Origin of the sequence: Micromonospora phaseoli (assembly GCF_900109115.1) — a bacterium.
Lineage (GTDB): Bacteria > Actinomycetota > Actinomycetes > Mycobacteriales > Micromonosporaceae > Micromonospora > Micromonospora phaseoli.
Genome location: NZ_FNYV01000005.1, coordinates 300,987 through 323,660 on the forward strand (window position 1 = coordinate 300,987; position 22,674 = coordinate 323,660).

The following is a 22,674-nucleotide window of genomic DNA, read 5'->3' on the forward strand; positions in this document are numbered from 1 at the left end:
CGCACACCGTCCCGGATGTGGTCACTCACGCCGCGCGGGCGGCCGACCTGACCGACCTCGACGCGGCCGTCACGTACTGCTCTGCCTGCCCCCGGTTGGTCGACTGGCGCAGCGAGGTCGCCCGCACCAAGCGGGCGTCCTTCCGTGACCAGGAGTACTGGGGCCGCCCGGTGCCCGGCTTCGGCGACCCGGCCGCCCGGATCGCGATCCTCGGCCTCGCTCCGGCCGCGCACGGCGGCAACCGCACCGGCCGGATCTTCACCGGTGACCGCTCCGGCGACGTGCTCTTCGCCGCGCTGCACCGCGCCGGCCTGGCCAACCAACCGACCAGTGTGGCCGCCGACGACGGGCTGGCGTTGTGGCGGACGCGGATCTTCGCGGCCGTACGCTGCGCCCCACCGGACAACAAGCCCACCCCGGCCGAGCGGGACACCTGCGCACCGTGGCTGCACCGGGAAGTCGAACTGCTCCGGCCGACGCTGCGGGTGGTGGTGGCGCTGGGTGCCTTCGCCTGGGCTGCCTGGTGGCCTGCGTTACGCTCCGCGTACGGCCTCCGTCCGCCCAGCCCGCGCCCCTCGTTCGGTCATGGGGCACACTGGTCCGGCACGGCCGTACCGGAACTGCTCGGCTGTTACCACGTCAGCCAGCAGAACACCTTCACCGGGCGGCTGACACCAGGGATGCTGGACGATGTGTTCGCCCGGGCGAAGCGGTTGGCCGGGTTGGACTGAGGCTGCGGGGCGGTGACGATGGCGGACGGTACGCGTGGCAGCCGGCCGCACGCCCCGATGGCCCGGAGGTAGCCGGATGGATCTCCTGCGCAGGTGGTGGCCGGTAACGGTGATGATTGTCCTGCTGGCCGCCGTCGCTCTGGCCGCCGCGCACTCGTCGATCGGCGCCAGCCAGATCCCACCCGCCGCGAAGGACGCACCCTTCGTGCTCGAGTACCCGACCGAGGACCCCCGGCCGTCCATTCCGGCCGAGCCACGGGAGGCCGCCGAGCAGACCCGCACCGAGATCCCGTCCTGGCTCGGCACGGTGACTCTGGTGCTGCTCGGGCTGGTGCTGCTCGTCGTTCTCGGGTACCTGGCCTGGACGCTGATCCGGGGAGCGGCCCGCCGGGTCACCCGGGCACTGCCGTCGCAGCCGGCGCGGCGCAGCGCCGAGGGCACCGCCGCAGAGGTGGTGGCGGCCGTCGACGCCGGTCTGGTCGGGTTGGACGACCGCGCCACCGACCCGCGTACCGCCGTGATCGCCTGCTGGGTACGCCTCGAAGAGGCCGCCGCCGCTGCCGGTGTGCCCCGGCTGACCGGTGACACACCCACCGACCTGGTCACCCGGCTGCTGCGCGGTGACCCGTCCACCGGGGTGCCGGCGATCGCCAGCGCCGACGTGCTGGCCGAGTTGGCCCACGTCTACCGTGAGGCCCGGTACGCCACCCGCCCAGTCGAGGAGCAGACCCGTGACCAGGCGCGCGCTGCCCTGCGCCGGCTGCGTGGCGAACTCACCACAGCGGTGACGCCGTGAGCGAGCAGCAGCGAGCGACGCGATGAGCAGCACCAGCATCGACGACCTGCTCACCTTCGAGGAGGAAAGACCGGTCCAGCCGGAGCAGGCCCGGGGCGGGCGGCTGCGTACCGTGGCCGGTGTTCTCGGTGTCACCGCGGCGGTGACCGCCGTGGCGGTCGTCGGGCTGCGGGTGGTCGGGCTGCGGGTGTCGCTGCTGGTGCTGGTCGCCGCGGTGCTCACGCTGCTGGTGATACGCCGTATCGTCACCTCGCTCGCCCCGCCGCCGAGGTCCACGCTCGCCGCGTCGCGTTCCCGCCGCGGGGAGGAGGACGGTATGTACAACTGGGACGCCCGGGACGCGCTGCGTACCGCGATCAACGGCTGGGAAGTGCCCCTGGACTGGTCCAGGACGCGGCCCGAACGGTTCACCAGCGTGATCCTGCCCCGCCTCGCCGAACTTGCCGACGAGCGGATGCGCCTGAAGCATGGTGTGACCCGCGAGTCGGATCCGGCTCGGGCGCGGGTCCTGCTGGGCGACCGACTGTGGACGTTCCTGGAGACCCCGCCCCGCCGTACCCCTTCGCCGCGCGATCTCGCGGCGATCGTCGCCGAACTGGAGAAAATCTGATGAACGACGTCGGCCGGACCATGCCCCCCACCGAGGTCGGCCGCCTCGCCAAGGCGGTACTCGACGCGGTGGGTCAGGTCGTGGTCGGCAAGCGGGACTCGCTGGAACTGGTCCTCGCCGGCATCCTCGCCGGCGGGCACGTCCTGCTGGAGGACCTGCCCGGCCTGGGCAAGACGCTCACGGCGCGGTCCTTCGCCCAGGCGCTCGGGCTGGACTTCCGGCGCCTCCAGTTCACCCCCGACCTGCTGCCCGCCGACGTCACCGGTTCGTTCCTCTACGACCAGCGCACCGGTGACTTCACGTTCCGGGCCGGGCCGGTCTTCACCAACCTGCTGCTCGCCGACGAGATCAACCGGACCCCGCCGAAGACCCAGTCGGCGCTGCTGGAGGCGATGCAGGAGAAGCAGGTCTCGGTGGAGGGCGTGACCTACCGGCTGGACGAGCCGTTCCATGTGCTCGCCACCGCCAACCCGATCGAGTACGAGGGCACCTACCCGCTGCCGGAGGCGCAGTTGGACCGGTTCCTGCTGCGGGTGTCGTTCGGCTACCCGGATCAGGAAGAGGAGTGGGAGGTGCTGCGCCGGCGGATGGCGCGCCGCCGCGAGGAGGCCGACATCAAGCCGGTCGTCGACGCCGGCACGCTGCGCGCCATGCAGGCGGCGCTGGAGGACGTGGTGGTCGAGGACTCGGTCGGCCGCTACATCGTGGCACTCACCGCGGCCACCCGGGAGCATCCGTCGGTGCTGGTGGGTGCCTCACCGCGCGGCTCGTTGGCGTTGCTGCTGCTGGCCCGGGTACGCGCCGTGTTCTCCGGGCGGGACTACGTGGTGCCCGAGGACGTGAAGGACGTGGCGGCGCCGGCCCTGTCGCACCGGATCACGCTGCGGCCGGAGATGTGGCTGCGTCGGGTGGATCCGTCCTTCGTGGTCGGTGAGGTCCTCGACGGCACCCCGGCGCCGGCCAGCGGTGCCCTGCCCAGCTACGCCGCCGGTCGGCAGGGAAACTGACCCGTCGTGAGCAACCCGGACCGGCCGGCACCGACCATCTGGACGCCCACCTGGGCGTTCGGCCGAGCGGTGCTGCTCACCGGCCTGCTCCTGGTCGCCGCGGTGGTGTTGGGGCGGGTGGACCTGGTCGTGCTGGCGACCCCGTTCGCGCTCGGCACCGCGTACGCGTTGCGCCGCCGCCCGACTGAGCCGCCCCGGGTCTGGATCAGCGGGGACGACGGGCACCTGGTGGAGGGCGGCGACGTGGCGGGCACGGTCAGCGTCGGTAACCCCGGTGCGGTCAGTTACGACGTGGCGGTGCTGCGCGCCCGGGTCTCACCCTGGCTGCGCATCGAGCGGGCGACTCTCGCCGGCGGCACCGTGGCCGGCATCGGTCGCGCCGCCGGTGATGACCGATCCGCCGGTGACGGCCGCGCCGCCGGCCGACCGGCGGTGGCGGACCGGCCATTCGTGACCTCGGTGGCTGCGGAGACCGCCGTCGATCTGGAGCTGGCCGGCACCGCGCTGCGCTGGGGGCGGCATCCGTTCGGCCCGGCGGGCGCCCGGGTCGCGGCGGCGCACGGCCTGCTGGTCTCGCGCGCGGTGATCGCCGAGCCGATCCGTGCCAAGGTGTACCCGAAGACCGAGCCGTTCGAGGCGGTCGAGGCGATGCCCCGGGCCGCCGGGCTGGTCGGCGCGCACCACTCGCGGCGTCCCGGCGAGGGCGGCGAGCTGGCCGGGGTACGGGTCTTCGCCCCCGGTGACCGGCTGCGTCGCATCGACTGGCGGGTGTCGCTGCGGGCTCGCCAACTGCACGTGGCAGCCACCCTCTCCGACCGGGACGCCGAGGTGGTGGTGCTGCTCGACGTGCTGGCCGAGGCGGGCCGCTCCGGTGGGATCACCGGTACGGCGTCGGTGCTGGACACCACGGTCCGGGCAGCCGCCGCCATCGCCGAGCACTACCTGCACCGCGGCGACCGGGTGGCGTTGCTGGAGTACGGTCCGAGCGCCCGGCGGCTGCGACCGGCGACCGGACGCCGGCAGTACCTGACCGTCCTGGAGTGGCTGCTCGAGGTCAAGGCACAGTCCTCCCCGCACGAGCCGTACGACCAGGTGTTCGGGCCGCAGTTGCTCTCCGCCGACGCGCTGGTGGTGGTGCTCACGCCACTGTTGGAGGAGCGGTCGGCACAGATGTTGGCCCGGTTGGCCCGCTCGGGACGGTTCGTGGTGGCCGTGGACACCCTCCCGGTCGACCTGTCACCGCCGAAGGATCGGGGCTGGGCCGAGGTGGCGTACCGGCTGTGGCGGCTGGACCGGGACACCATGATCGCGCAGTTGCGCGAACACGGCGTGCCAGTGGTGCCGTGGGCCGGTGCGGGCAGCCTCGACCAGGTGCTGCGCGACGTGGCCAGGCTGGCCACCGCCCCCAGGGTCGGTGGCCGGTGAGCGCGAGGAATGCAGCGCAGCGGAGTCCCGCAGTCGCGAACGAAGGGTTGGCTCGGTGAGCGCGATGATCGACGCGGTCACCGGGCGGGCACGGGCGTTGCGGACGGTCGCCGGGCGCATCTCCCTGGCTCCCGTCCTGGTCCGGGTGGCGATCCTCCTCAGCACGTTGGTGGGGTTGTTGCTGGCGTTTCCCGCCGAGGTCGTCGCGGGGGAGGCGTTGGGTCCCCTGGTCGCGGTCGCGGTGCTGCCCGCAGTGGCGCCACGCCGGTTCTGGCCGACCTTCGCGGCGCTGGTCACGGTCGCCGGTTGGTTGCTGGCCACCGACGGGTACGGTCGGCCGATCGCGCTGTGGCGGCTGATGGCGGTGGCGGTGGCGCTCTACCTCACGCACACGCTCTGCGCGCTGGTCGCGGTGCTGCCGTACGACGCGGTGGTTGACCCGGACGTGATGGTGCGTTGGCTCACCCGGGCTGCCGGCGTGTTGCTCGCCACGTCGGTGCTCGGGGTGCTGCTGCTCGAACTCTCCGGCGTCGGTGCCGGCGGCAGCGGCTGGCAGGCGGTCACCATCGCCGGTCTGCTGCTCTCCGTTGGGGTGACCGCGTTGCTGGCCGGGCTGCTGCGACGTAGGTGACTCGCGGGCCGGGAGAGCACCTGGGTGACTACCTGTGCCGCGGTGTCCGCAGTGGTCTGCGCGGCGTGGGTTGCGCGGGTCACAGCGGGATTGTGCTCGGTCACAGAAGAGGGCTGCGAACGGGATTACCGCAGCCGCTGGGGGAATGATGGAAGCGTGACTCCGAAGCGGATCCTTGTGGTGGGTGCCGGGCACGTCGGTCTCTACGCGGCGCTGCGCCTGTCTAAGAAGCTGAGTTCCCGTGAGGCCGAGGTCATCGTCGTCGACCCCCAGCCGCACATGACGTACCAGCCGTTCCTGCCCGAGGCCGCGGCGGGAAACATCTCCCCACGACACTCGGTGGTGCCGCTGCGTCGCGAGTTGCGCCGGTGCACGGTGGTGGCTGGTGCGGTGACCCGGATCGACCACGCGAGCCGGACCGCCACCGTGCAGCCGATCATCGGCCCGCCCCGGGACATCGCGTACGACCACGTCGTGATCGCCCCCGGTTCGGTCTCCCGGACCCTGCCCATCCCCGGCCTGCACGAGCACGGCATCGGCTTCAAGACCATCGGTGAGGCCATCTACCTGCGTAACCACGTACTCGAACAGCTGGACGTGGCCGCCGCGACGACCGACCCCGAGGTGCGCCGTCGGGCGCTGACCTTCGTCTTCGTCGGCGGCGGGTACGCCGGGATCGAGGCGCTCGCCGAGATGGAGGACATGGCCCGGCACGCCCTGAAGTACTACCCGGAGCTGAACACGTCGGACATGCGGTGGGTGCTGGTCGAGGCCACCCAGCGGGTGCTGCCCGAGGTCGACCGGGACATGGGTGCCTACACGGTGCAGCAGTTGCTGAAGCGGGACATGGACATCCGGCTGGACACTCGGCTGGAGTCCTGCGTCGACGGGGTCGTCAAGCTCTCTGACGGCGACAGCTTCAGCTCCGACACCATCGTCTGGACGGCGGGGGTGAAGCCGTCGCCGATGCTGGACGCGACCGACTTCCCCCGCGAGGAGCGGCGCCGGGTCACCTGCCTGCCGACCCTCCAGGTGGTCGACGGTGACCGCGTGGTCGAGGGCGCCTGGAGCGCGGGTGACTGCGCTGCCGTGCCGGACCTGACCAAGCCGCCGGGCAACTACTGCTCGCCGAGCGCCCAGCACGCGGTGCGCCAGGCCCAGCGGATGGCCGACAACATCGTGGCCGTGATCCGTGGCCGGGAGCCGGTCGACTACAAGCACAAGCATGCCGGCAGCGTGGCCAGCCTCGGCCTGCACAAGGGCGTGGCCCAGGTGTACGGCATCAAGATGACCGGGTGGCCGGCGTGGTTCATGCACCGGACGTACCACATGAGCCGGATCCCCTCGCTCAACCGCAAGGTCCGGGTGGTGGTCGACTGGACGCTGGCGTTCTTCCTCAAGCGTGAGGTGGTCGCCCTCGGTCAGCTGCACGACCCGCGCGAGGAGTTCGCCGAGGCGTCCCAGCCTCCGGCCAAGGTCTAGGACCTCAGACGCGCCAGATCCAGGCGTCGGCGATCCGCGTCGACGGCCCGTAGAGCGACTCGAGCGTCAGGCGAAGGCTGTCGGCGTGTGGCGTGGCGACCGCCAACACCACGCACGAGGCGTTCCAGTGCGCGATGTCGGCTGCGGCGCGTCGGCGCTGTTCCTCGCCGACAGCCGGCCGTAGACCGGTCTTGGCCACTTCGGCCAGCAGCCTGGAGGTCGGTCGTGGGGCGGCACCCATCGCGGCGCTGCCGCCCCGGCCGTGCGGGCCGATGAAGAAGCCTTCCGGCAAACCGAACCGGGTGCCCGCGGCGGTCGCCCAACGCATCGGCCAGGGCTCCTTCGGTGTCGCCAGGGGCACCGGCACCAGTACGCCGCCCGGCTCGACGCAGGTCCGCCAGTGGCCGGCCGTGATGAACTCCGGCACCGGCGGGCGGTGTGCGGTGGGCAGCGGCGCCGGTACCAGCGGCAGCAGGGCCACGGCGACGGCCACCAGTGCCAGCCGCCGCGGACGGCCGCCGGCCCGTAGCGCCCGGTCCACTGCCAGCACCAGGATCGTCGCCACCAACGGCGGCACGGCCAGGGCGAATCGCATCGGCAGCGCGCCGTCCACCACGGGCAGCCCGGACAGCAGCGCGTACGGCCCGGGTATGCCGGTGCCCTCCCGGTCGAAGACCACCTCGGGACCGAGCGAGAGCGTGGCCATCACCAGGATGCCGACGGCGCAGGCCAGCACGAGTGGGCGGCGGCCCAGCCAGAGCACGCAGCCGGCGGTGACCAGCAGCAGCGGCCAGCCGAGGAAGGTGTTGTACTCGGCCGGGCCGGTGCTCAGCCCGGCCGAACTGTCGCTCCCGACGAGGCTCAGCGGTGAGATCGCCCACCAACTGCGCAGGTCGGCCGAGAAGTAGTGCGGGCTGAACATGCCGTCCGCGACCCCCAGCGGGCCGGCGAACTGGAACCACAGCGGGCGGGCGAGCACCAGCAGGGCCAGGCCGGCGGCGAGCGCCATCCCACCGACGAAGGCGGGCAGCGCGCGGCGGGCCAGGTCGCGGTCCACGACGATCACCGTCACCGCCATCACCGACAGGGTGAGGGCACCGAGGAACAGCACCTCTTCACCGATGAACACCTGGGCCGAGACGGCGGCGGCGAGCCCCACCGCCGAGGTGACCAGACGTCGGCGGTCCGGCCCAGGGCTGGCCTGCCTACCGCCAACCCGGCCACGGTGGTCGGGCTATGGCTGGTCGGGCTATGGCTGGTCGGGCTATGGCTGGTCGGGCTATGGCTGGTCGGGCCACGGCCGGTCGGGCCACGGCCGGGACCTGGGTCGGGTCGCCCGGCGGCGGGGTCGGCGGCCCGCAGCAGGCGTACGACCAGCCAGACGATGACGGGGAGCAGCCACTGCGCGGTCATGTGCAGGTGGCTGTTGCTCTGTGACAGCATCCCCGGGCCGAAGCCGCACAGTGCGCCGCCCAGGAGGGCCGCCGCCCGGTGGGCCCGCAGGGTACGGCTGAAGAGGAGGTACCAGGCGGTCGCGGTCCCGGCGAGGTTGCCCGCCACGAGCAGGGCGAAGGTGACCGGTGCACCGAACAGCAGAGTGACCGGCGCGAACAGCACGCCGAGCGCGATGACCGAGGTGTTGGCCATCAGGTTCACTCCGGTAGGGGCGTTGAGGCGGTCGGTGGACAGGCCGACGTCGCCAAACACCGCCCGCGCATCGACCGCCAGGAACCACTCGTAGAGGACCTGGTCCTCCGGGTTGAGGGAGAGCACCCGCCCGGTCGGATCGGGCCAGAGCCCGTGGGTGAGCCAGCCGGCCAACGCCACGAACAACAACCCCACGAGCAGGTCGATCCGGTGCCGGGTGGCGGCGCCGGTCAGCCGGCGCAGGTGTTTCCGTCCGACGGCGTGGCCGGTCCGCTCGGCCACGTCGTCGGGAGCGGTGGATGCGGGGCTGCTCACGGGCTCGACCATAGTGGCGGTGATCGGTGGGGGACGCCGCAGTGGCCACGAACCCGCTACCGTGGCACTGCACCGCGCGTACCGGCGCGTCGGGGTCACCCGCCCGGGTGGTGGAACGGTAGACACGGCCGCCTTAAAAGCGGCTGCCGCAAGGCATGCGGGTTCGACCCCCGCCCCGGGCACTCTCAGCGTTCCCTCAGCAAGCCGAGGAACACCGGGCTGGCCCGTGCGTTTACTCTTGATAGCGCGCGTTGACGTGCCACGACCCCCTTAGGGAGGCCAGACAGTGAAGACTTCGAACCCGGTGCTCGCCCGGCTCGGCCAGGCGGCCGAGCGGGAGCGTGCCGCTGGGTACGCTCCGACCGGGCCGTACGGACAGCCCGGCTATCCGCAGCAGTCCCCGCAGGCCGGTTACCCCGGTGCACCGGGTTTCCCGTCCGCCCCGCCGGCGGTCACCCCCATGTCGATCGACGACGTGGTGGTCAAGACGGTCACGCTCCTGGCCATCCTCGGCGTCTCCGCCGCGGCTGCCTGGGTGCTGGTGCCCGACTCGATGCTCGGCGTCGCCTGGATCGGCGCGGCTGTCGTCGGTCTGGTGCTCGGTCTGATCATCTCGTTCTCCCGGATGGCGAACCCGGCGCTGGTCGTCGCGTACGCCGTTGTCGAGGGTGTTCTCGTCGGCGCGCTCAGCAAGTTCTTCGAGTCGCTGTACGACGGCATCGTGATCCAGGCGGTGACCGCCACCTTCGGTGTCTTCTTCGTGATGGCCATGCTCTACCGGGCGCGGGTCATCCGGGCGACGCCGAAGTTCGTCAAGGGCATGATCGCGGTGATGGCAGGGCTGTTCGCCGTCATGCTGATCAACCTGGTGCTGGCGATGTTCGGGGTCAACACCGGTCTGCGCGACGGCAGTCCGCTGGCCATCGGGTTCAGCATCGTCTGCATCGTGGTCGCCTCGCTGAGCTTCATCCTCAGCTTCAAAGAGGTTGAGGACGGCGTCCGGATGGGCCTGCCGCAGCGCTACTCCTGGGTGGCCGCCTTCGGCATCCTGGTCAGCCTGATCTGGCTCTACATCGAGATGCTGCGTCTGCTGAGCTACTTCCAAGGCGACGACTGACCTCGCCGCCCAGCACCCGACGGCGCCCGCCCCCACCCCGGGGCGGGCGCCGTCGTCTTCCACCCACCCACCCACCCGCCACCACCCCACCCACCGGCTGCCACCCACCCAGCCCCGCCGATCATGCACTTATGGTCCCCGAAATAACCCGATTGCGCCGATATGCACCCGACCACAACTGCATGATCGGCGCCAACGCCAACACCAACGCGGGCGGCGGGGTGGTGTTGATCAAGAGGTTTTGGTCCAGTTCGATCTCCGGGCTGGACCAAAACCTCTTGATCAACACTCCTGGGTCGGCGCCAGTGTGGTGTCCAGGAAGGTTGGCGGTGCTGCGGGGCGGGGCGGGGGGTGGGGGTGGGTGCGTAGAGTGCGGGGGGTGTCGGGTGGGGTGGAGGTTGCGCGGGCGGTGGAGTTGCTGGTGCGGCAGGTCGCGCACTGGCAGCAGCCGCGCTGGGCGGCCGTCACGTCGGGCGGCAACGTCTCCCGGGCGGATCTGGTGCACCGGCTGGTGCAGGAGATCGCCAACCTTGCCGCCGACGCGGAGGGGGAGCCCCGGCGCACCGTACCCCGGCTCGACAACGACCTCGCCCTGCCCGACCAGTTGCGGGTGGTCGCGGCCGACCTGCTCGCCGCCGGACCGGACGACGGGGTGCTGGTCCGGGCCGCCGCAGAGGTGGCCGCGACCCGGACCGTGCTGTAGCTGGTCTCAGCTGAGGCGCTCGACGACCATCGCCATGCCCTGGCCGCCGCCGACGCACATCGTCTCCAGGCCGATGGTCTTGTCGTGCCACTGCAGGGCGTTGAGCAGCGTGCCGGTGATCCGGGCGCCGGTCATGCCGAAGGGGTGGCCGACGGCGATTGCGCCGCCCATCACGTTCAGCTTCTCCTCGGGGATGCCGAGCTGGCGGTACGACGGGATCACCTGCGCGGCGAACGCCTCGTTGATCTCGACCAGGTCGACGTCGTCGATGGTCATGCCGGCCCGCGCCAGCGCCTGTCGGCTGGCCTCGACCGGGCCGAGGCCCATGATCTCCGGCGACAGCGCGGTCACTCCCGTGGAGACGATCCTGGCAAGCGGGGTGATGCCCAGTTCGTCGGCGCGCTGAGCGCTCATCACCACCACAGCGGCGGCACCGTCGTTCAGCGGGCAGCAGTTGCCGGCGGTGATCCGACCGTCGGGGCGGAAGACCGGCTTGAGGGCGGAGACGGCCTCCAGGGTGACCCCGGCACGGGGGCCGTCGTCGGCGCTGACCACGGTGCCGTCGGGTGTGGTGACCGGGGTGATCTCGCGGGCCCAGAAGCCGTCGTTGATCGCCTTCTCGGTCAGGTTCTGGCTGCGTACTCCGAAGGCGTCCATGTCCGCACGGCTGACGTCGTGGATCTGGGCGAGATTCTCGGCGGTCTGCCCCATCGCCAGGTAGACGTCCGGCAGTGCGTTCTTCTCGCGCGGGTCGGTCCAGACCGGCGCGTCGGCCTCGGTGCGCGACTTGGACCTCTCGCGAGCCTCCGCGAAACGCGGGTTCTCCCATCGGCCGAGCAGGGCCTGCGCCTCCGGGGGCAGGCCGTCGGAGCTGCCCCGGGCGTAGCGGGAGACGGCCTCGACACCGGCGGAGATGAAGACATCGCCCTCGCCGGCCCGGATCGCGTGCATCGCCATCCGGGTGGTCTGCAACGAGGAGGCGCAGTAGCGGGTGAGCGTGGCCCCCGGCAGGCCGTCGAGGCCCATCAGCACGGCGACCACTCGGGCCATGTTGAAGCCCTGCTCGCCGCCGGGCAGGCCGCATCCGAGGTAGAGGTCGTCGATCTGCTGCGGATCGAGCTGGGGGAGCTTGTCCAGGGCGGCCCGCACGATGGTCGCGGCGAGGTCGTCCGGGCGGAGATCGCGCAGGGACCCCTTGTGGGCCCGGCCGATGGGGGAACGGGCGGTGGCGACGATCACGGCGTCGCGGGACGACTCAATCGGCATGCGCCCACGTTAACTTGCTGGTAACTTGCAGCGGAAGTTTTCTGGCCGCCGGGAAATGTCACCCTCCGCCGTTGGCCTCGACACCACGGGGCGAGGACTGGTCAGCGGCGGGGAGTGACGGCCGCCGCAGCCGCCACCGCAGGCAGCAGAGCATGGGCCCAGACCCGGTATCCGTCGGCGGAGGGGTGGTAGCCGTCGTGGCAGAAGGTGCCGGCGTCGGCCCGGAACACCGGCCCCGTCTCGGTGGCCAGGTCGACCACCGTCCCGCCGGCGTCGAGCACCGCACCGGTCTGGGCCCGGGCCACCTGGCGCCCCACCCAGCCGACCACCTGCCGCAGCGGTGGTGCGATCGCCCGAACAGCGCCGAGATCCGGGCAGGTACCGACCACGACCTCGACACCGGCCTGGCGCAGGCGGTGCACCGCCGCGCCCAGATAGGCGGCGGCTTCGGCGGGGCGGCGCATGTCGGTGACGTCGTTCGCGCCGACCAGGATGACCGCCACGTCGGGTCGTTCGCCGAGCAACGCCCGGGCCACCTGGGTGGCCAGGTCGGTGGAGCGGGAACCGGAGACACCGACGCTGGACAGGTGCACACGTCGCCCGGCCGACCCGGTGGCGAGCAGCTCGGCCAGTTGCCCGCCGATGGTGTCGCCGAGGCGGTCCACTCCGACACCGAGGGCGGCGGAGTCGCCGAGCAGCACCAGGCGCAGCGGCGGTGCGCCGGACCGGCCGACGGTCGCGCGCAGCGCGAGCCCGAGCTCCGGCTGGGCGTAGCGACGGTTGCGGGCCGCGACGGCCTGGCCGGCGAGCACCGCCGCAGCGCCGACCGTGCCAGCAACCAGGGAAACCGCGGCGGTACGGGCCACCAGCGCGGTGAGCCGGGCACCGGTTGACGGGACGGTCATGTCGCTGCCCCCACCTGTTGGTCGGAGCCGCCCCGCCACCCGGACGGGCGCTTGATCCGCTCGGTCATGTGAGTCCCTCCACTGCGGGTGTGTCGGCGGTGGGAGCAGACTGCGGCGTCGCGGCGACACCGAAGAATCCCCGCCGGCGCAGCTGCGCCCAGCGGCCGGCCGGACCGCTCTCGCTGCCTCGGACCTGCGTACCGCTGACCTCCGTTCCCGGGTGCCGGGCCGCCTCCTGAGCGGCCTTCGGCAACGACCGTACGCCCTCGGGGCGTGCCTGCGAAGGCCTGTGTTCGGTGCCGTACCCCAATGCGGAGAGCACCGTGGGCAGCAGTGCGGCGGCGACCACGGCGTATCCGTCGCCGGAAGGGTGGAACCGGTCCCAGGCGAACATCCGTCCCGGTTCGGCGGTGAACCTGGGGCCCAGCAGGTCACCGAGGGAAACCGTCCAACCGCCGGCGGACACCACGGCGACCGTCTGCGCGGCCGCGAGCTGGCGGCTCCACCGGCGGGCCAGCCACCGCAGCGGTGGCTGGATGGGGCGAATCGCACCGAGGTCAGGGCAGGTGCCCACGACCACCTCGGCACCGGACGCGCGCAGCGCACGCACCCCCTCGACGAGGTAGCGCACGGCCAGCGCGGCCGGCGTGCGGTTGGTGACGTCGTTGCCGCCGATGAGGATGACCGCCACGTCGGGGTCGCACTCCAGCGCCGCCTCCACCTGGAAACGCAGCCCGGCCGAGATGGCGCCCACCACCGCGAAGCGGTGCAACCGGACCGGCCGCTGGAGCCGCCGGGACAATCCGGTGGCCAGCAGCGCGCCGGGTGTCTCCCGGCGTCGGTGCACGCCGTAGCCGGCGGCCGAGGAGTCACCGAGAACGACCATGGTGATCGCGGGACCGGGGAACTTCGCGCCGTAGACGCCGTCGCAACGCGGCGGCGGTGCCTCGGCCATCGGGATGGTGCGCCGCGCCTGCCGCGCCTGACCGAAGAGCACGCCGGTGGTCGCCGCCGCAGCCGTCACCGCGGCACCCGTGCCGAGTGCTGCCAGACGGGCCACCCGCCGGGCGCGCTGCCAGCGCGGACGATCCGGTACGACGGAACCAGCGACCCCCATACCGTGACACTAGCGCGCCGGTCTGACGGGCCGCTGTCGTCGGGACGGCACCCGGGTGCCTGGAATTCGACCGTGCGGGGTACTTGGATGGAGGGAGTTGCGACGGGTCGTCACGCTGCACGGTGGAGAGGAGTACGACGATGGCTAAGACGTTGAAGCGGGGTGCGGCTTTCGTGGCTCTGGGGCGGGCGCTGACCGCTGGTGCCCGGGGCGGGCCGTCGCTCGGTGCTCGAATCGGGGCGCTGCCCCGGATGATCGCGGCCACCGCACGGGGCGAGTACGACGGTGGCCTACGGCTGGCCATGATGACGGCGGCGACGGCGTACATCGTCTCGCCGATCGACGCGGTTCCGGAGCTGTTCCTCACGGTGTTCGGTCTGCTGGACGACGCGGTGATGGTCACCTGGCTGGCCGGGGCGGTGCTCGCCGAGACCGAGCGGTTCCTGGAGTGGGAGACGCGTCGCAGCTCCGTGGTCCCCGGCCAGGTGGTGCCCTGACCCACGTACCCTGGGCGCGGGAATTCACCTGAGTAACCCGCCCGGCCACCGGCGCCGGCGCCGGAGCAGAAGGGCACAACGAGGTGCAGTACTACGACAACGTCGTCGAGATGATCGGCAACACCCCGCTGGTACGGCTACGCAACGTCGCCGAGGGTATTCAGGCGACCGTGCTGGCGAAGGTGGAGTACCTCAACCCCGGTGGGTCGGTGAAGGACCGGATCGCGCTGCGCATGGTGGAGGACGCGGAGGCCGCCGGCATCCTGCGACCGGGTGGCACCATCGTCGAGCCGACCAGCGGCAACACGGGCGTCGGTCTGGCCCTGGTGGCCCAGCTCAGGGGCTACAAGTGTGTCTTCGTCTGCCCGGACAAGGTCAGCCAGGACAAGCAGGACGTGCTGCGGGCGTACGGCGCGGAGGTGGTGGTCTGCCCGACCGCCGTCGCCCCGGAGGACCCCCGTTCGTACTACAACGTCTCCGACCGGCTGGCCCGGGAGATTCCCGGCGCGTGGAAGCCGAACCAGTACGCCAACCCGGCGAACCCGCGTTCGCACTACGAGACGACCGGTCCGGAGCTGTGGAAGCAGACCGAGGGCCGGATCACCCACTTCGTCGCCGGGGTGGGTACCGGTGGCACGATCTCCGGCATCGGGCGGTACTTGAAGGAGGCGTCCGGCGGGACGGTCAAGGTCATCGGCGCGGACCCGGAGGGCTCGGTCTACTCCGGCGGCACCGGCCGTCCGTACCTGGTCGAGGGGGTCGGCGAGGACTTCTGGCCCGAGACGTACGACCGGGACGTCGCCGACCAGATCGTCGAGGTGTCGGACAAGCAGTCCTTCGAGATGACCCGGCGGCTGGCTCGCGAGGAGGGGCTGCTGGTCGGCGGCTCCTGTGGGATGGCGGCCGTGGCGGCGCTGGAGGTGGCCCGATCCGCCGGGCCGGACGACGTGGTCGTGGTGCTGCTGCCGGACGGCGGCCGGGGCTATCTTTCCAAGATCTTCAATGACTCCTGGATGGCGCGGTACGGCTTCCTCGACAACTCCGGCTCCGAGCCGACCGTGGCGGAGGCGCTCGGGGCCAAGCCGGGCGGGCTGCCCGAGTTGGTGCACGTGCACCCGACCGAGACGGTCCGCGACGCGGTCGACTACATGCGCGAGTACGGCGTCTCGCAGCTGCCGGTCCTCAAGGCCGAGCCGCCCGTGGTCACCGGCGAGGTCGCCGGCTCGATCGCCGAGAAGGACCTGCTCGACGCGCTCTTCACCGGGCAGGCCCAACTGCACGACACGATCGAGCGGCACATGGTGCCGCCGCTGCCGATGATCGGTGGTGGCCAGCCGGTCAGCGAGGCGGTCGAGTTGCTGGCGAAGTCCGACGCCGCGCTGGTGCTGATCGACGGCAAGCCCAAGGGCGTGCTCACCCGCCAGGACCTGCTCGCCCACCTCGGCGCCCACTGAGGTGTAAGGAGGGGCCCCCTGTTAACGCCTCGTGCATAGCAGGGGGCCCCTTTTAACGCGCGCCGGCGGATCGCGAAGATCGACTGTTAACAGGGGGCCCCTGCTCTACCGCAGGCGTTAACAGGGGGCCCCTCCTTCACAGCTCGCGGGTGTAGCGGAGCTGGGGGGTGCGGGCGGCGCCGATGCGCTCTTCCCGCTCGATGCCGGTCGGCAGCCAGCCGCCGCGTTCGTAGAAGCGGCGGGCGGGGGTGTTGTCCCGCAGCACCCAGAGCACGGCGCGCCGCCGGCCCCGCGAACGCATGCTGGCCAGCGCGTCGATCATCAACGCCCGGCCGACGCCCCGGCCGCGTTCGGCTGGTTCCAGGTGGATGGCGTTGAGCAGCCCGGTCACCGGGTCGCCCTCGTCGTCCGGGCCGACGTAGCTGAAGCCGGCCAGGACGCCGTCCCGCTCGGCCACCGTCATCAGGTGATCGGCCCGCTCCCAGGACCACCGTTCGGTCCAGTACCGGCCCATCGCGTCCGGCGTCGGGTCCGCCAGCGACTCCACCGGCAGGAACGACGAGTACGCCGCGACCCTCGACCGCTGGTGGAGCTCTCCTACCGCCATCAGGTCGTCGGCGTTCGCGGGACGGAGCGTGACGGTCACTCAGCCGAGGGTACCCGCCGGGGCGGAACCTGCACGGTGGCCAGGTCCTCGGCGATCACCAGGTCGCCGTCGAAGTGGGCGCGGGCCTCGTCGGCGAAGCGGGCCGGGTCGGCGTACCGCTGGGAGAAGTGGCTGAGCACCAGCCGGCGTACCCCCGACTCGGCCGCCACCCGCGCGGCCTGGCCGGCGGTGAGGTGCCCGACCTCGGCGGCGAGCGCGGCCTCGGACTCCAGGAAGGTCGACTCGATCACCAGTAGGTCGGCGTGCTCCGCCAGCGCGTACACCCCGTCGCAGAGGCCGGTGTCCATCACGAAGGCGAACCGCTGCCCCGGGCGCGGCACGCTCACCTCCTCCCGGGTGACGCGACGCCCGTCGAGGTCGAGGTGGCCGACGCGCTGCAGTTCGCCGATCGCCGGCCCGACGATGCCGTACGCGGCCAGCCGCTCCGGCAGCATCCGGTACCCGTCCGGCTCCACCAGCCGGTAGCCGTACGTGGCGATGGGGTGCCGCAGTCGGCGGGCCTCCAGCGTGCCGCAGCGCAGCACGATCCGCTGCCCGTCCGCCCTGATCGGCTCGACGGTCAGCTCGGCGGTCTCGTGGAAGGAGCTGGCATGCCGCAGCCCGGCGAAGTAGTCGAGGCCCTCGGCCGGAAAATGCACCGTCACCGGGTGTGCCACCCGGTCCAGGGAGAGGCGCTGGATGATGCCGGGCAGGCCGAGGCAGTGGTCGCCGTGGAAGTGGGTGACGCAGATCCGGGTCAGGTCGCTGGCGGTGACGCTGGTGTGCAGCAGTTGCCGCTGGCTGCCCTCGCCCGGGTCGAAGAGGATCACCTCGTTGTCCCACCGCAGCACGTACCCGTTGTGGTTGCGGGTCCTGGTGGGGGTCTGGCTGGCAGTGCCGAGTACCACCAGCTCGCGCATCGACACGGGGCCTCCGGTGGGTATGAAGCGACCCCCGGGGCTTCCGCGCGGACGCGGGCCGACTGGACTGGGTCGGCACCCCGGGGGTCGGGTGGCTGTTGTGGTTTCGCCGCACCGCTGCCACACGGTCTCGACGACTTCTTACTGCCCGCCCCCGGAGGGTCGGATCACTGTCGAGGACAGCGGCTAGCGGACAGCCACCTCACGAGTCCGATTGCTATACAAGTCTGGACCACCTCCTTTCCCGTGTACGGTCACGTTATCCAGCGTCCGGCGCCCCGGCAATGGATTTCGATCACATCCGTGCCGACCCGGTCGGTGCGCCGGCGGCAGCCCGCTCAGGACGGCTGGGCGATGCCTATCGGGCCTTCGCGGGGGCCCTCCGCGTTGGCCGGCTGCACCGCCAGCGACGGGAAGTCGGCCAGGTCGCCCTCCGGCTCGGCGTCCCATTCGGGAAACACCAGGTCGCTCTGGAGGTAGAGGCAGAGCAGTTGGGCCAGCTGGCGCAGCCCGTCCAGGTGGGTGCGTTCGTGGCCGTGGGTGGCGTCGACGCCGAAGCCGAGCAGCGCCACCCGGGCGTGCGCCCCCGCCTCCACCGCCGCCGCCACGTCCGAGCGGTAGTAGTCGAAGACGTCGCGGACGAGATCCACGTCGTGTTCCCGGGCGATCGCCGCCAGGTTCCGGGTGAGGTGGTAGTCGAACGGTCCGACCCCGTCGCCCATGGCCAGGGTGGCGGAGTGCTCCCGGGACTGCTGCCCGGGCGCGACCACCGCCGCGTCCACCGAAACGATCTCGGCGACATCCGGGTCGAGACCGTGGGACGCGCCGTGGCCGATCTCCTCGGTCACGGTGACCAGCAGGTGTGCGGTGACCGCCGGCTTCACCCCCGCGTCGACCATTGCCTTCATGGCGCTGAGCACCGCGGCCACCCCGGCCTTGTCGTCCAGGTGGCGGGACTTGACGTACCCGCTGGGGGTGACCGTCGGGTTGGGCAGGAACGCGACGAAGTCGCCCGCGTCGATGCCGAGCGCGCGCAGGCCGGCGATGTCCTCCACCGGTTCGTCGACGCGGACCTCGACCTGCTCCCAGCCGAAGCCCTGCAGGTCGACGCCCTCGTTGTAGCGGTGGCCGCTGGCCTTGAGCGGCAGCACCTGGCCGGTGACCACCCGCTCCAGGTCGTCGGTGAAGATCCGTACGTGGGCACCCTCGGCGAACCGGGCGCTGTGCGTGCCGATCGGCTTCAGCTCCAGCCGGCCGTTCTCCTTCAGCCGCTTCACCATCCCGCCGATGGTGTCGGTGTGTACCACGATGGCCCGGTCCGCGCCGGTCTCCCGGGGGCCGGGCAGGCAGGCGCTGAGCGCCCCGCGGCGGGTCAGCGTCGACGGGATGCCGAGCGCCGAGAGGCGCTCACCCACGTACTGCTGCACGTGATCGGTGCGTCCCGACGGGCTCGGGATGTCGAGCAGCTCGACCAGCACCTGGCGTAGATAGTCCAGGTCGATGGGGAGCGGAGTGGTCTTGCGTACGGTCATGCCCCAGATGGTGCCGCACCGGCCGGGGTCCAGAGCCGCTGCGGTGCCCGAGTCCCGGGGAAGAGTAGGTCCACGAAGCGTTCGGCGGTGGGCTGCGGCTCGTGGTTGGCCAGCCCGGGCCGCTCGTTGGCCTCGATGAAGACGTGCTCGGGCCGGTCCGGCGCCGGAACCAGCAGGTCGAGACCGGTGACCGGGATGTCGATGGCACGGCTGGCGGCCACGCACGCCTCGGCGATCACCGGGTGCAGCTCACCCGTGACGTCGTGGATGGTGCCGCCGGTGTGCAGGTTCGCGGTGCGCCGGACCGCCAGCACCTGCCCCTCGGGCAGCACGTCGTGCAGCTCGTGGCCGGCCTCGGAGACCACGTCCCGGGTCATGTCGTCCAGCGGGATGCGGGACTCGCCGCCGGTGGCGGCGGCCCGGCGGCGGCTCTGCCGGTCGATCAGATCGGCGATGTCGTGCACACCGTCGCCGGTGATCGAGGCAGGTCGGCGAACCGCGGCGGCCACCACCTCGTGGTCGATCACGATCACCCGCAGGTCCTCGCCGGTGCACAGCTCCTCCAGCAGCACCTCCGGGCAGAACCGGGCGGCCAACTCGACGGCGGCGGTCAACGCCTCCGGGGTGCGTACCCCCACGGTGATGCCGTTGCCCTGTTCGCCCCGGGCCGGCTTGACCACCAACTGACCCACCTCGGCCAGGAACTCCGCGTCGGCCGCGTCGCCGCTGGCGGTGCGCCCGCGCGGCACCGACAGGCCCGCCTCGGTCAGGATCCGGCGGGTGACCCGCTTGTCGTCGCAGCGGCTCATCGCCACCGCCGAGGTCAGCTCCGAGAGTGACTCCCGGGTGAGGATGGTCCGGCCACCGCTGGTCAGCCGCAGCTCACCCCACTCCGGGTCGGTGACCTCCACCCGGATGCCCCGCCGCATCGCCTCGTCGGCGACGATCCTCGCGTACGGGTTGAGCCCGTCGTAGCCGATCGGCATGGCCGGCAGGAAGAGCCGTTCGTTGATCGGGTTCTTCCGCTTCACGCAGAGCGTGGCGGTGCGGTAGAAGCCCAGCCGCTCGTAGAGCCGGATCGCCCCGGCGTTCTCGGCGAGCACGGACAGGTCGACGTACGCCCGGCCCCGGGCGACCAGCCGGGCGGCAAGCTCGGTGATCAGCGCCTGGCCGGTACCCGGTGGGGCCTGGTTGAAGTCGACGGTCAGGCACCAGAGGCTGGCCCCGTTGTCCGGGTCGTCGAAGACCGCCACGTGGTCGACGCCGGTGATGGTGCCGACGATCTCGCCGGTGGTGGCCTCCGCGACCAGATGCAGGAAGCGGTCGGTGGCGGCGTTGTCGACCAGCACGTCGACCGGCGCGGTGACCATGCCGTTGGCCGCGTAGATCCGATTGACCGCGTCCGCGTCGGCGGCGTCGCGCATCCGGCGGATGCGTACCCCGGGCAGCTCCGCCCGGTCACCCATGGGCGACGGCGTGTGTGCGCTGCCGGCCTCCTCCGTGGTCCCGGTGGACGGGCGGGGGCCGCGCGGGGTGTCTCCCAGCGGCAGCCGGAAGGTCAGCGACGGGTCGATGAACAGCTCGTCGGGGAGCCGGGAGACCAGCACGTGCGGATCGCGCAGGTAGATGCAGATGTCCCGGGCGCCCGCCGCCTCGGAACGCAGCACGTCGGCGACCGCGGCCTGGTCGGTGAAGGTCTGGCCGAAGACCAGCCGCCCCCACCCGCAGTCGAGGATGACACCCGCGCCGGCACCGGGGCGTTCGTCGTCGGTCGGTTCGGCGTGGCCGCCCGTGGCGATCGGATCACCTCCCGGTCCGACCCGCTCGTACCGCCGTCCCGCGCCCCGACTCCGGTCGGTCCGGGCGACCCCGGTGGCCAGAGTGTCGGTCACGGTCAGTCGATTCCGTGGCTCTGGAGCCACATTTCCAGGAGTCCGAGTTGCCACAGCTTGTTTCCGTTCAACGGGGTCAGTTCGGCGTTCGGGGCGTCGAGCAGGGCGTTGACGTAATCGGTGCGGAACAGGTCGCGGCGGCGGGCCTCGGGCGCGGACAGCGCGTCGCGTACCCGGTCGAGGAGCTTGCCCTCCAGATGGGTGAGGCCCGGCACCGGGAAGTAGCCCTTCGGCCGGTCGATGACCTCGTGCGGAAGCACCCGCCGGCCGATCTCCTTGAGCACTCCCTTGCCGCCCTGCGCCAGCTTCAGCTCCGGCGGGCAGGCAGCGGCCAGCTCCACGAACTCGTGATCCAGGAAGGGCACCCGGGCCTCCAGCCCGTGCGCCATGGTCATGTTGTCGACCCGCTTGACCGGGTCGTCGGTCAGCATGATCTGCGTGTCGATACGCAGGCCGGCGTCGACCGCGGTCTGTGCGCCGGGCCGCGCCAGGTGGGCGGCGACGAACTCCCGCGCCGGATCGCCGTCGGCGAGCCAGTCGGGGTTCAGCGCCCGGGCCAGGCCGGCGCCGTCCCGGTCGAAGAAGGCCCGGGCGTACGTGTCCAGGGCCTGCTCCCGGCCGACCTGCGCCAGCGGCGGGTACCAGTGGTAGCCACCCAGGATCTCGTCGGCGCCCTGGCCGGACTGGACCACCTTGACGTGCCGCGAGACCTCCTGGCTGAGCAGGTAGAACGCCACGCAGTCGTGGCTGACCATGGGCTCGCTCATCGCCGCTACGGCGGCCTCCAACGGCGGGACCAGATCCTGCGCGGCGACCCGGATCTGATGGTGATCGGTGTCGAAGGTCTTGGCGACCACGTCGGAGTAGCGGAACTCGTCGCCCTCCCGGCCGCCGACGGCGTCGAAGCCGATGGAGAAGGTGGAGAGGCCACGTTGCCCCTCACCGGCGAGCAGCGCGACCACCAGGCTGGAGTCGAGGCCGCCGGAGAGCAGCACGCCGACCGGCACGTCGGCGACCATCCGCCGGCGTACGGCGGTGGTCAGCGACTCGTGCAGCGCGTCCTGCCAGTCCCGCTCGGTCCAGCCCTCGTGCTCGGGCCGGCGCAGGAACGGCGGGTCCCAGTAGACCCGCTCGTGGCTGCGGCCGTCGGCCTCGTAGACCCGGACGGTGGCCGGGGGCAGCTTGTTGACGCCACGCAGGATGGTGCGCGGCGGCGGCACGATGCTGTGGAAGCTGAGGTAGTGGCCCAGCGCGACCGAATCGATCGTCGTGTCCACCCCACCGCCGGCCAGCAGTGCCGGCAGGGTGCTGGCGAAGCGCACCACGCCGGAGGACTCGGCGAGGTAGAGCGGCTTGATGCCGAGCCGGTCCCGGGCCAGCACCAGGCGACCGGTGTCGCGTTCGCTGATCGCCACGGCGAACATGCCGACCAGGTGGTCGACGAAGTCGAGCCCCCACTGCGCGTACGCCTTGACCACGACCTCGCTGTCTCCGCTGGAGAAGAAGTGGTGGCCCTTGGCCTGCAGTTCGGCGCGCAACTCGCGGTAGTTGTAGATGCAGCCGTTGAAGACGGCGGCCAGGCCGGCGGCGGAGTCGACGATCGGTTGGCCGCTGGCGGCCGACAGGTCAATGATCTTCAGTCGCCGGTGGCCGAGGGCGACCGACCCCTGGGACCACACCCCGCTACCGTCGGGCCCCCGGTCGCACATCGTGGCGGCCATCCGCTCCACCGCAGCGACATCGGCACGCGTCGCGTCCCTTCGGAACTCTCCAGCCAGTCCGCACATGTGAGCCCATGCTGCCAGAGGATGTTGCGATTGGCCTGTTGAGACTATGACGGTCGTGTAACAGCATTGCTAGAATCCGCGCCCTCGCGACGGGTAAAGCGACATCGGGCTGATTTCGATGGGCGTTTCGTGCCCGGCGTAACGTCAGCGCGCCAATTGCGTACCACTTTGCGGGTGTGACGAATGCCGCAAAG

General features: G+C 71.8%; 21 protein-coding genes and 1 tRNA gene. 12 read left to right on the forward strand and 10 right to left on the reverse strand.

What is annotated here, in order from left to right; translation table 11 throughout:
* Positions 1–17: 17 nt before the first annotated feature.
* The 7 genes from BMY89_RS15615 to BMY89_RS15645 all read left to right on the forward strand — a co-directional run bounded on the left by BMY89_RS15615 (position 18) and on the right by BMY89_RS15645 (position 6,682).
* The gene (locus BMY89_RS15615; protein ID WP_092380691.1) at positions 18–731 is read left to right on the forward strand and encodes a uracil-DNA glycosylase; all 714 of its coding nucleotides are present in this window, start codon (positions 18–20) and stop codon (positions 729–731) included.
* Between the two features lie 76 nt (positions 732–807).
* A complete protein-coding gene (locus BMY89_RS15620; protein WP_092380692.1) occupies positions 808–1,527 on the forward strand; it encodes a DUF4129 domain-containing protein in 720 nt (239 codons plus the stop codon).
* A gap of 22 nt (positions 1,528–1,549) precedes the next feature.
* On the forward strand, positions 1,550–2,137 hold the full coding sequence (locus BMY89_RS15625) for a hypothetical protein (RefSeq protein WP_092380693.1): 588 nt from the start codon (positions 1,550–1,552) through the stop codon (positions 2,135–2,137).
* Positions 2,137–3,144: an AAA family ATPase gene (locus BMY89_RS15630; RefSeq protein WP_092380694.1), complete on the forward strand. Its 1,008-nt coding sequence runs from the start codon at positions 2,137–2,139 to the stop codon at positions 3,142–3,144. The genes BMY89_RS15625 and BMY89_RS15630 overlap by 1 nt, the downstream gene beginning before the upstream one ends.
* A gap of 6 nt (positions 3,145–3,150) precedes the next feature.
* Entirely contained in the window at positions 3,151–4,569 is a 1,419-nt protein-coding gene (locus tag BMY89_RS15635; protein ID WP_092380695.1) for a DUF58 domain-containing protein, read from the forward strand.
* Positions 4,570–4,636: 67 nt separating this feature from the next.
* Positions 4,637–5,200, forward strand: a complete 564-nt coding sequence (locus tag BMY89_RS15640; RefSeq protein ID WP_372433299.1) for a hypothetical protein — start codon at positions 4,637–4,639, stop codon at positions 5,198–5,200.
* Positions 5,201–5,356: 156 nt separating this feature from the next.
* Positions 5,357–6,682, forward strand: coding sequence for an NAD(P)/FAD-dependent oxidoreductase (locus BMY89_RS15645; RefSeq protein WP_092380697.1), 1,326 nt, complete (start codon positions 5,357–5,359; stop codon positions 6,680–6,682).
* Positions 6,683–6,686: 4 nt separating this feature from the next.
* On the opposite strand, the gene BMY89_RS15650 is transcribed toward BMY89_RS15645, so the two are convergent.
* Together BMY89_RS15650 and BMY89_RS15655 are read right to left on the reverse strand one after the other, a co-directional pair.
* Positions 6,687–7,841, reverse strand: a complete 1,155-nt coding sequence (locus BMY89_RS15650) for a hypothetical protein (protein ID WP_092380698.1) — start codon at positions 7,839–7,841, stop codon at positions 6,687–6,689.
* The gene (locus BMY89_RS15655) at positions 7,760–8,644 is read right to left on the reverse strand and encodes a YfhO family protein (RefSeq protein WP_232521360.1); all 885 of its coding nucleotides are present in this window, start codon (positions 8,642–8,644) and stop codon (positions 7,760–7,762) included. Before BMY89_RS15655 ends, BMY89_RS15650 begins: the two co-directional genes overlap by 82 nt.
* A 101-nt stretch (positions 8,645–8,745) precedes the next feature.
* Between BMY89_RS15655 and BMY89_RS15660 the strand changes: the two genes are divergently transcribed.
* The 3 genes from BMY89_RS15660 to BMY89_RS15670 all read left to right on the forward strand — a co-directional run bounded on the left by BMY89_RS15660 (position 8,746) and on the right by BMY89_RS15670 (position 10,464).
* Positions 8,746–8,826 (forward strand) — tRNA-Leu (locus BMY89_RS15660).
* Between the two features lie 104 nt (positions 8,827–8,930).
* Positions 8,931–9,761, forward strand: a complete 831-nt coding sequence (locus tag BMY89_RS15665; RefSeq protein WP_092380699.1) for a Bax inhibitor-1/YccA family protein — start codon at positions 8,931–8,933, stop codon at positions 9,759–9,761.
* Between the two features lie 361 nt (positions 9,762–10,122).
* Positions 10,123–10,464 carry a hypothetical protein gene (locus BMY89_RS15670; RefSeq protein WP_372433298.1) on the forward strand — a complete coding sequence of 114 codons (342 nt, stop codon included), beginning with the start codon at positions 10,123–10,125 and terminating at the stop codon, positions 10,462–10,464.
* A gap of 6 nt (positions 10,465–10,470) precedes the next feature.
* On the opposite strand, the gene BMY89_RS15675 is transcribed toward BMY89_RS15670, so the two are convergent.
* The 3 genes from BMY89_RS15675 to BMY89_RS15685 form a co-directional block, all read right to left on the reverse strand.
* A complete protein-coding gene (locus BMY89_RS15675; RefSeq protein ID WP_092380700.1) occupies positions 10,471–11,730 on the reverse strand; it encodes an acetyl-CoA C-acetyltransferase in 1,260 nt (419 codons plus the stop codon).
* A 101-nt stretch (positions 11,731–11,831) separates the two neighbouring features.
* Positions 11,832–12,635, reverse strand: coding sequence for an SGNH/GDSL hydrolase family protein (locus BMY89_RS15680; protein ID WP_092380701.1), 804 nt, complete (start codon positions 12,633–12,635; stop codon positions 11,832–11,834).
* A 64-nt stretch (positions 12,636–12,699) separates the two neighbouring features.
* On the reverse strand, positions 12,700–13,752 hold the full coding sequence (locus tag BMY89_RS15685) for an SGNH/GDSL hydrolase family protein (protein WP_092380702.1): 1,053 nt from the start codon (positions 13,750–13,752) through the stop codon (positions 12,700–12,702).
* A gap of 140 nt (positions 13,753–13,892) precedes the next feature.
* Between BMY89_RS15685 and BMY89_RS15690 the strand changes: the two genes are divergently transcribed.
* Both BMY89_RS15690 and BMY89_RS15695 read left to right on the forward strand, forming a co-directional pair.
* Positions 13,893–14,249 carry a YkvA family protein gene (locus BMY89_RS15690; RefSeq protein ID WP_092380703.1) on the forward strand — a complete coding sequence of 119 codons (357 nt, stop codon included), beginning with the start codon at positions 13,893–13,895 and terminating at the stop codon, positions 14,247–14,249.
* An 83-nt stretch (positions 14,250–14,332) separates the two neighbouring features.
* On the forward strand, positions 14,333–15,703 hold the full coding sequence (locus tag BMY89_RS15695) for a cystathionine beta-synthase (RefSeq protein WP_092380704.1): 1,371 nt from the start codon (positions 14,333–14,335) through the stop codon (positions 15,701–15,703).
* A 136-nt stretch (positions 15,704–15,839) separates the two neighbouring features.
* Here BMY89_RS15695 and BMY89_RS15700 read toward each other — a convergent pair whose 3' ends face one another.
* The 5 genes from BMY89_RS15700 to BMY89_RS15720 all read right to left on the reverse strand — a co-directional run bounded on the left by BMY89_RS15700 (position 15,840) and on the right by BMY89_RS15720 (position 22,480).
* Positions 15,840–16,349, reverse strand: coding sequence for a GNAT family N-acetyltransferase (locus BMY89_RS15700; RefSeq protein WP_092380705.1), 510 nt, complete (start codon positions 16,347–16,349; stop codon positions 15,840–15,842).
* On the reverse strand, positions 16,346–17,275 hold the full coding sequence (locus tag BMY89_RS15705; protein WP_092380706.1) for a ribonuclease Z: 930 nt from the start codon (positions 17,273–17,275) through the stop codon (positions 16,346–16,348). Before BMY89_RS15705 ends, BMY89_RS15700 begins: the two co-directional genes overlap by 4 nt.
* Before the next feature lie 332 nt (positions 17,276–17,607).
* Complete coding sequence (locus tag BMY89_RS15710; RefSeq protein WP_092380707.1) at positions 17,608–18,801, reverse strand: osmoprotectant NAGGN system M42 family peptidase; 1,194 nt, start codon at positions 18,799–18,801, stop codon at positions 17,608–17,610.
* On the reverse strand, positions 18,798–20,693 hold the full coding sequence (ngg, locus tag BMY89_RS15715; protein ID WP_092380708.1) for an N-acetylglutaminylglutamine synthetase: 1,896 nt from the start codon (positions 20,691–20,693) through the stop codon (positions 18,798–18,800). Before ngg ends, BMY89_RS15710 begins: the two co-directional genes overlap by 4 nt.
* 2 nt (positions 20,694–20,695) lie before the next feature.
* A complete protein-coding gene (locus BMY89_RS15720) occupies positions 20,696–22,480 on the reverse strand; it encodes an N-acetylglutaminylglutamine amidotransferase (protein ID WP_092380709.1) in 1,785 nt (594 codons plus the stop codon).
* Between the last annotated feature and the right edge of the window lie 194 nt (positions 22,481–22,674).

What these genes read in the sequence shown, in the direction of transcription:
- BMY89_RS15620 (WP_092380692.1), top strand. Translation starts at nt 808, where the DNA reads ATGGATCTCCTGCGCAGGTGGTGGCCGGTAACGGTGATGATTGTCCTG.
- BMY89_RS15625 (WP_092380693.1), top strand. Translation starts at nt 1,550, where the DNA reads ATGAGCAGCACCAGCATCGACGACCTGCTCACCTTCGAGGAGGAAAGA.
- BMY89_RS15630 (WP_092380694.1), top strand. Translation starts at nt 2,137, where the DNA reads ATGAACGACGTCGGCCGGACCATGCCCCCCACCGAGGTCGGCCGCCTC.
- BMY89_RS15675 (WP_092380700.1), bottom strand. Translation starts at nt 11,730, where the DNA reads ATGCCGATTGAGTCGTCCCGCGACGCCGTGATCGTCGCCACCGCCCGT.
- BMY89_RS15680 (WP_092380701.1), bottom strand. Translation starts at nt 12,635, where the DNA reads ATGACCGTCCCGTCAACCGGTGCCCGGCTCACCGCGCTGGTGGCCCGT.
- BMY89_RS15685 (WP_092380702.1), bottom strand. Translation starts at nt 13,752, where the DNA reads ATGGGGGTCGCTGGTTCCGTCGTACCGGATCGTCCGCGCTGGCAGCGC.
- BMY89_RS15690 (WP_092380703.1), top strand. Translation starts at nt 13,893, where the DNA reads ATGGCTAAGACGTTGAAGCGGGGTGCGGCTTTCGTGGCTCTGGGGCGG.
- BMY89_RS15710 (WP_092380707.1), bottom strand. Translation starts at nt 18,801, where the DNA reads ATGACCGTACGCAAGACCACTCCGCTCCCCATCGACCTGGACTATCTA.
- BMY89_RS15720 (WP_092380709.1), bottom strand. Translation starts at nt 22,480, where the DNA reads ATGTGCGGACTGGCTGGAGAGTTCCGAAGGGACGCGACGCGTGCCGAT.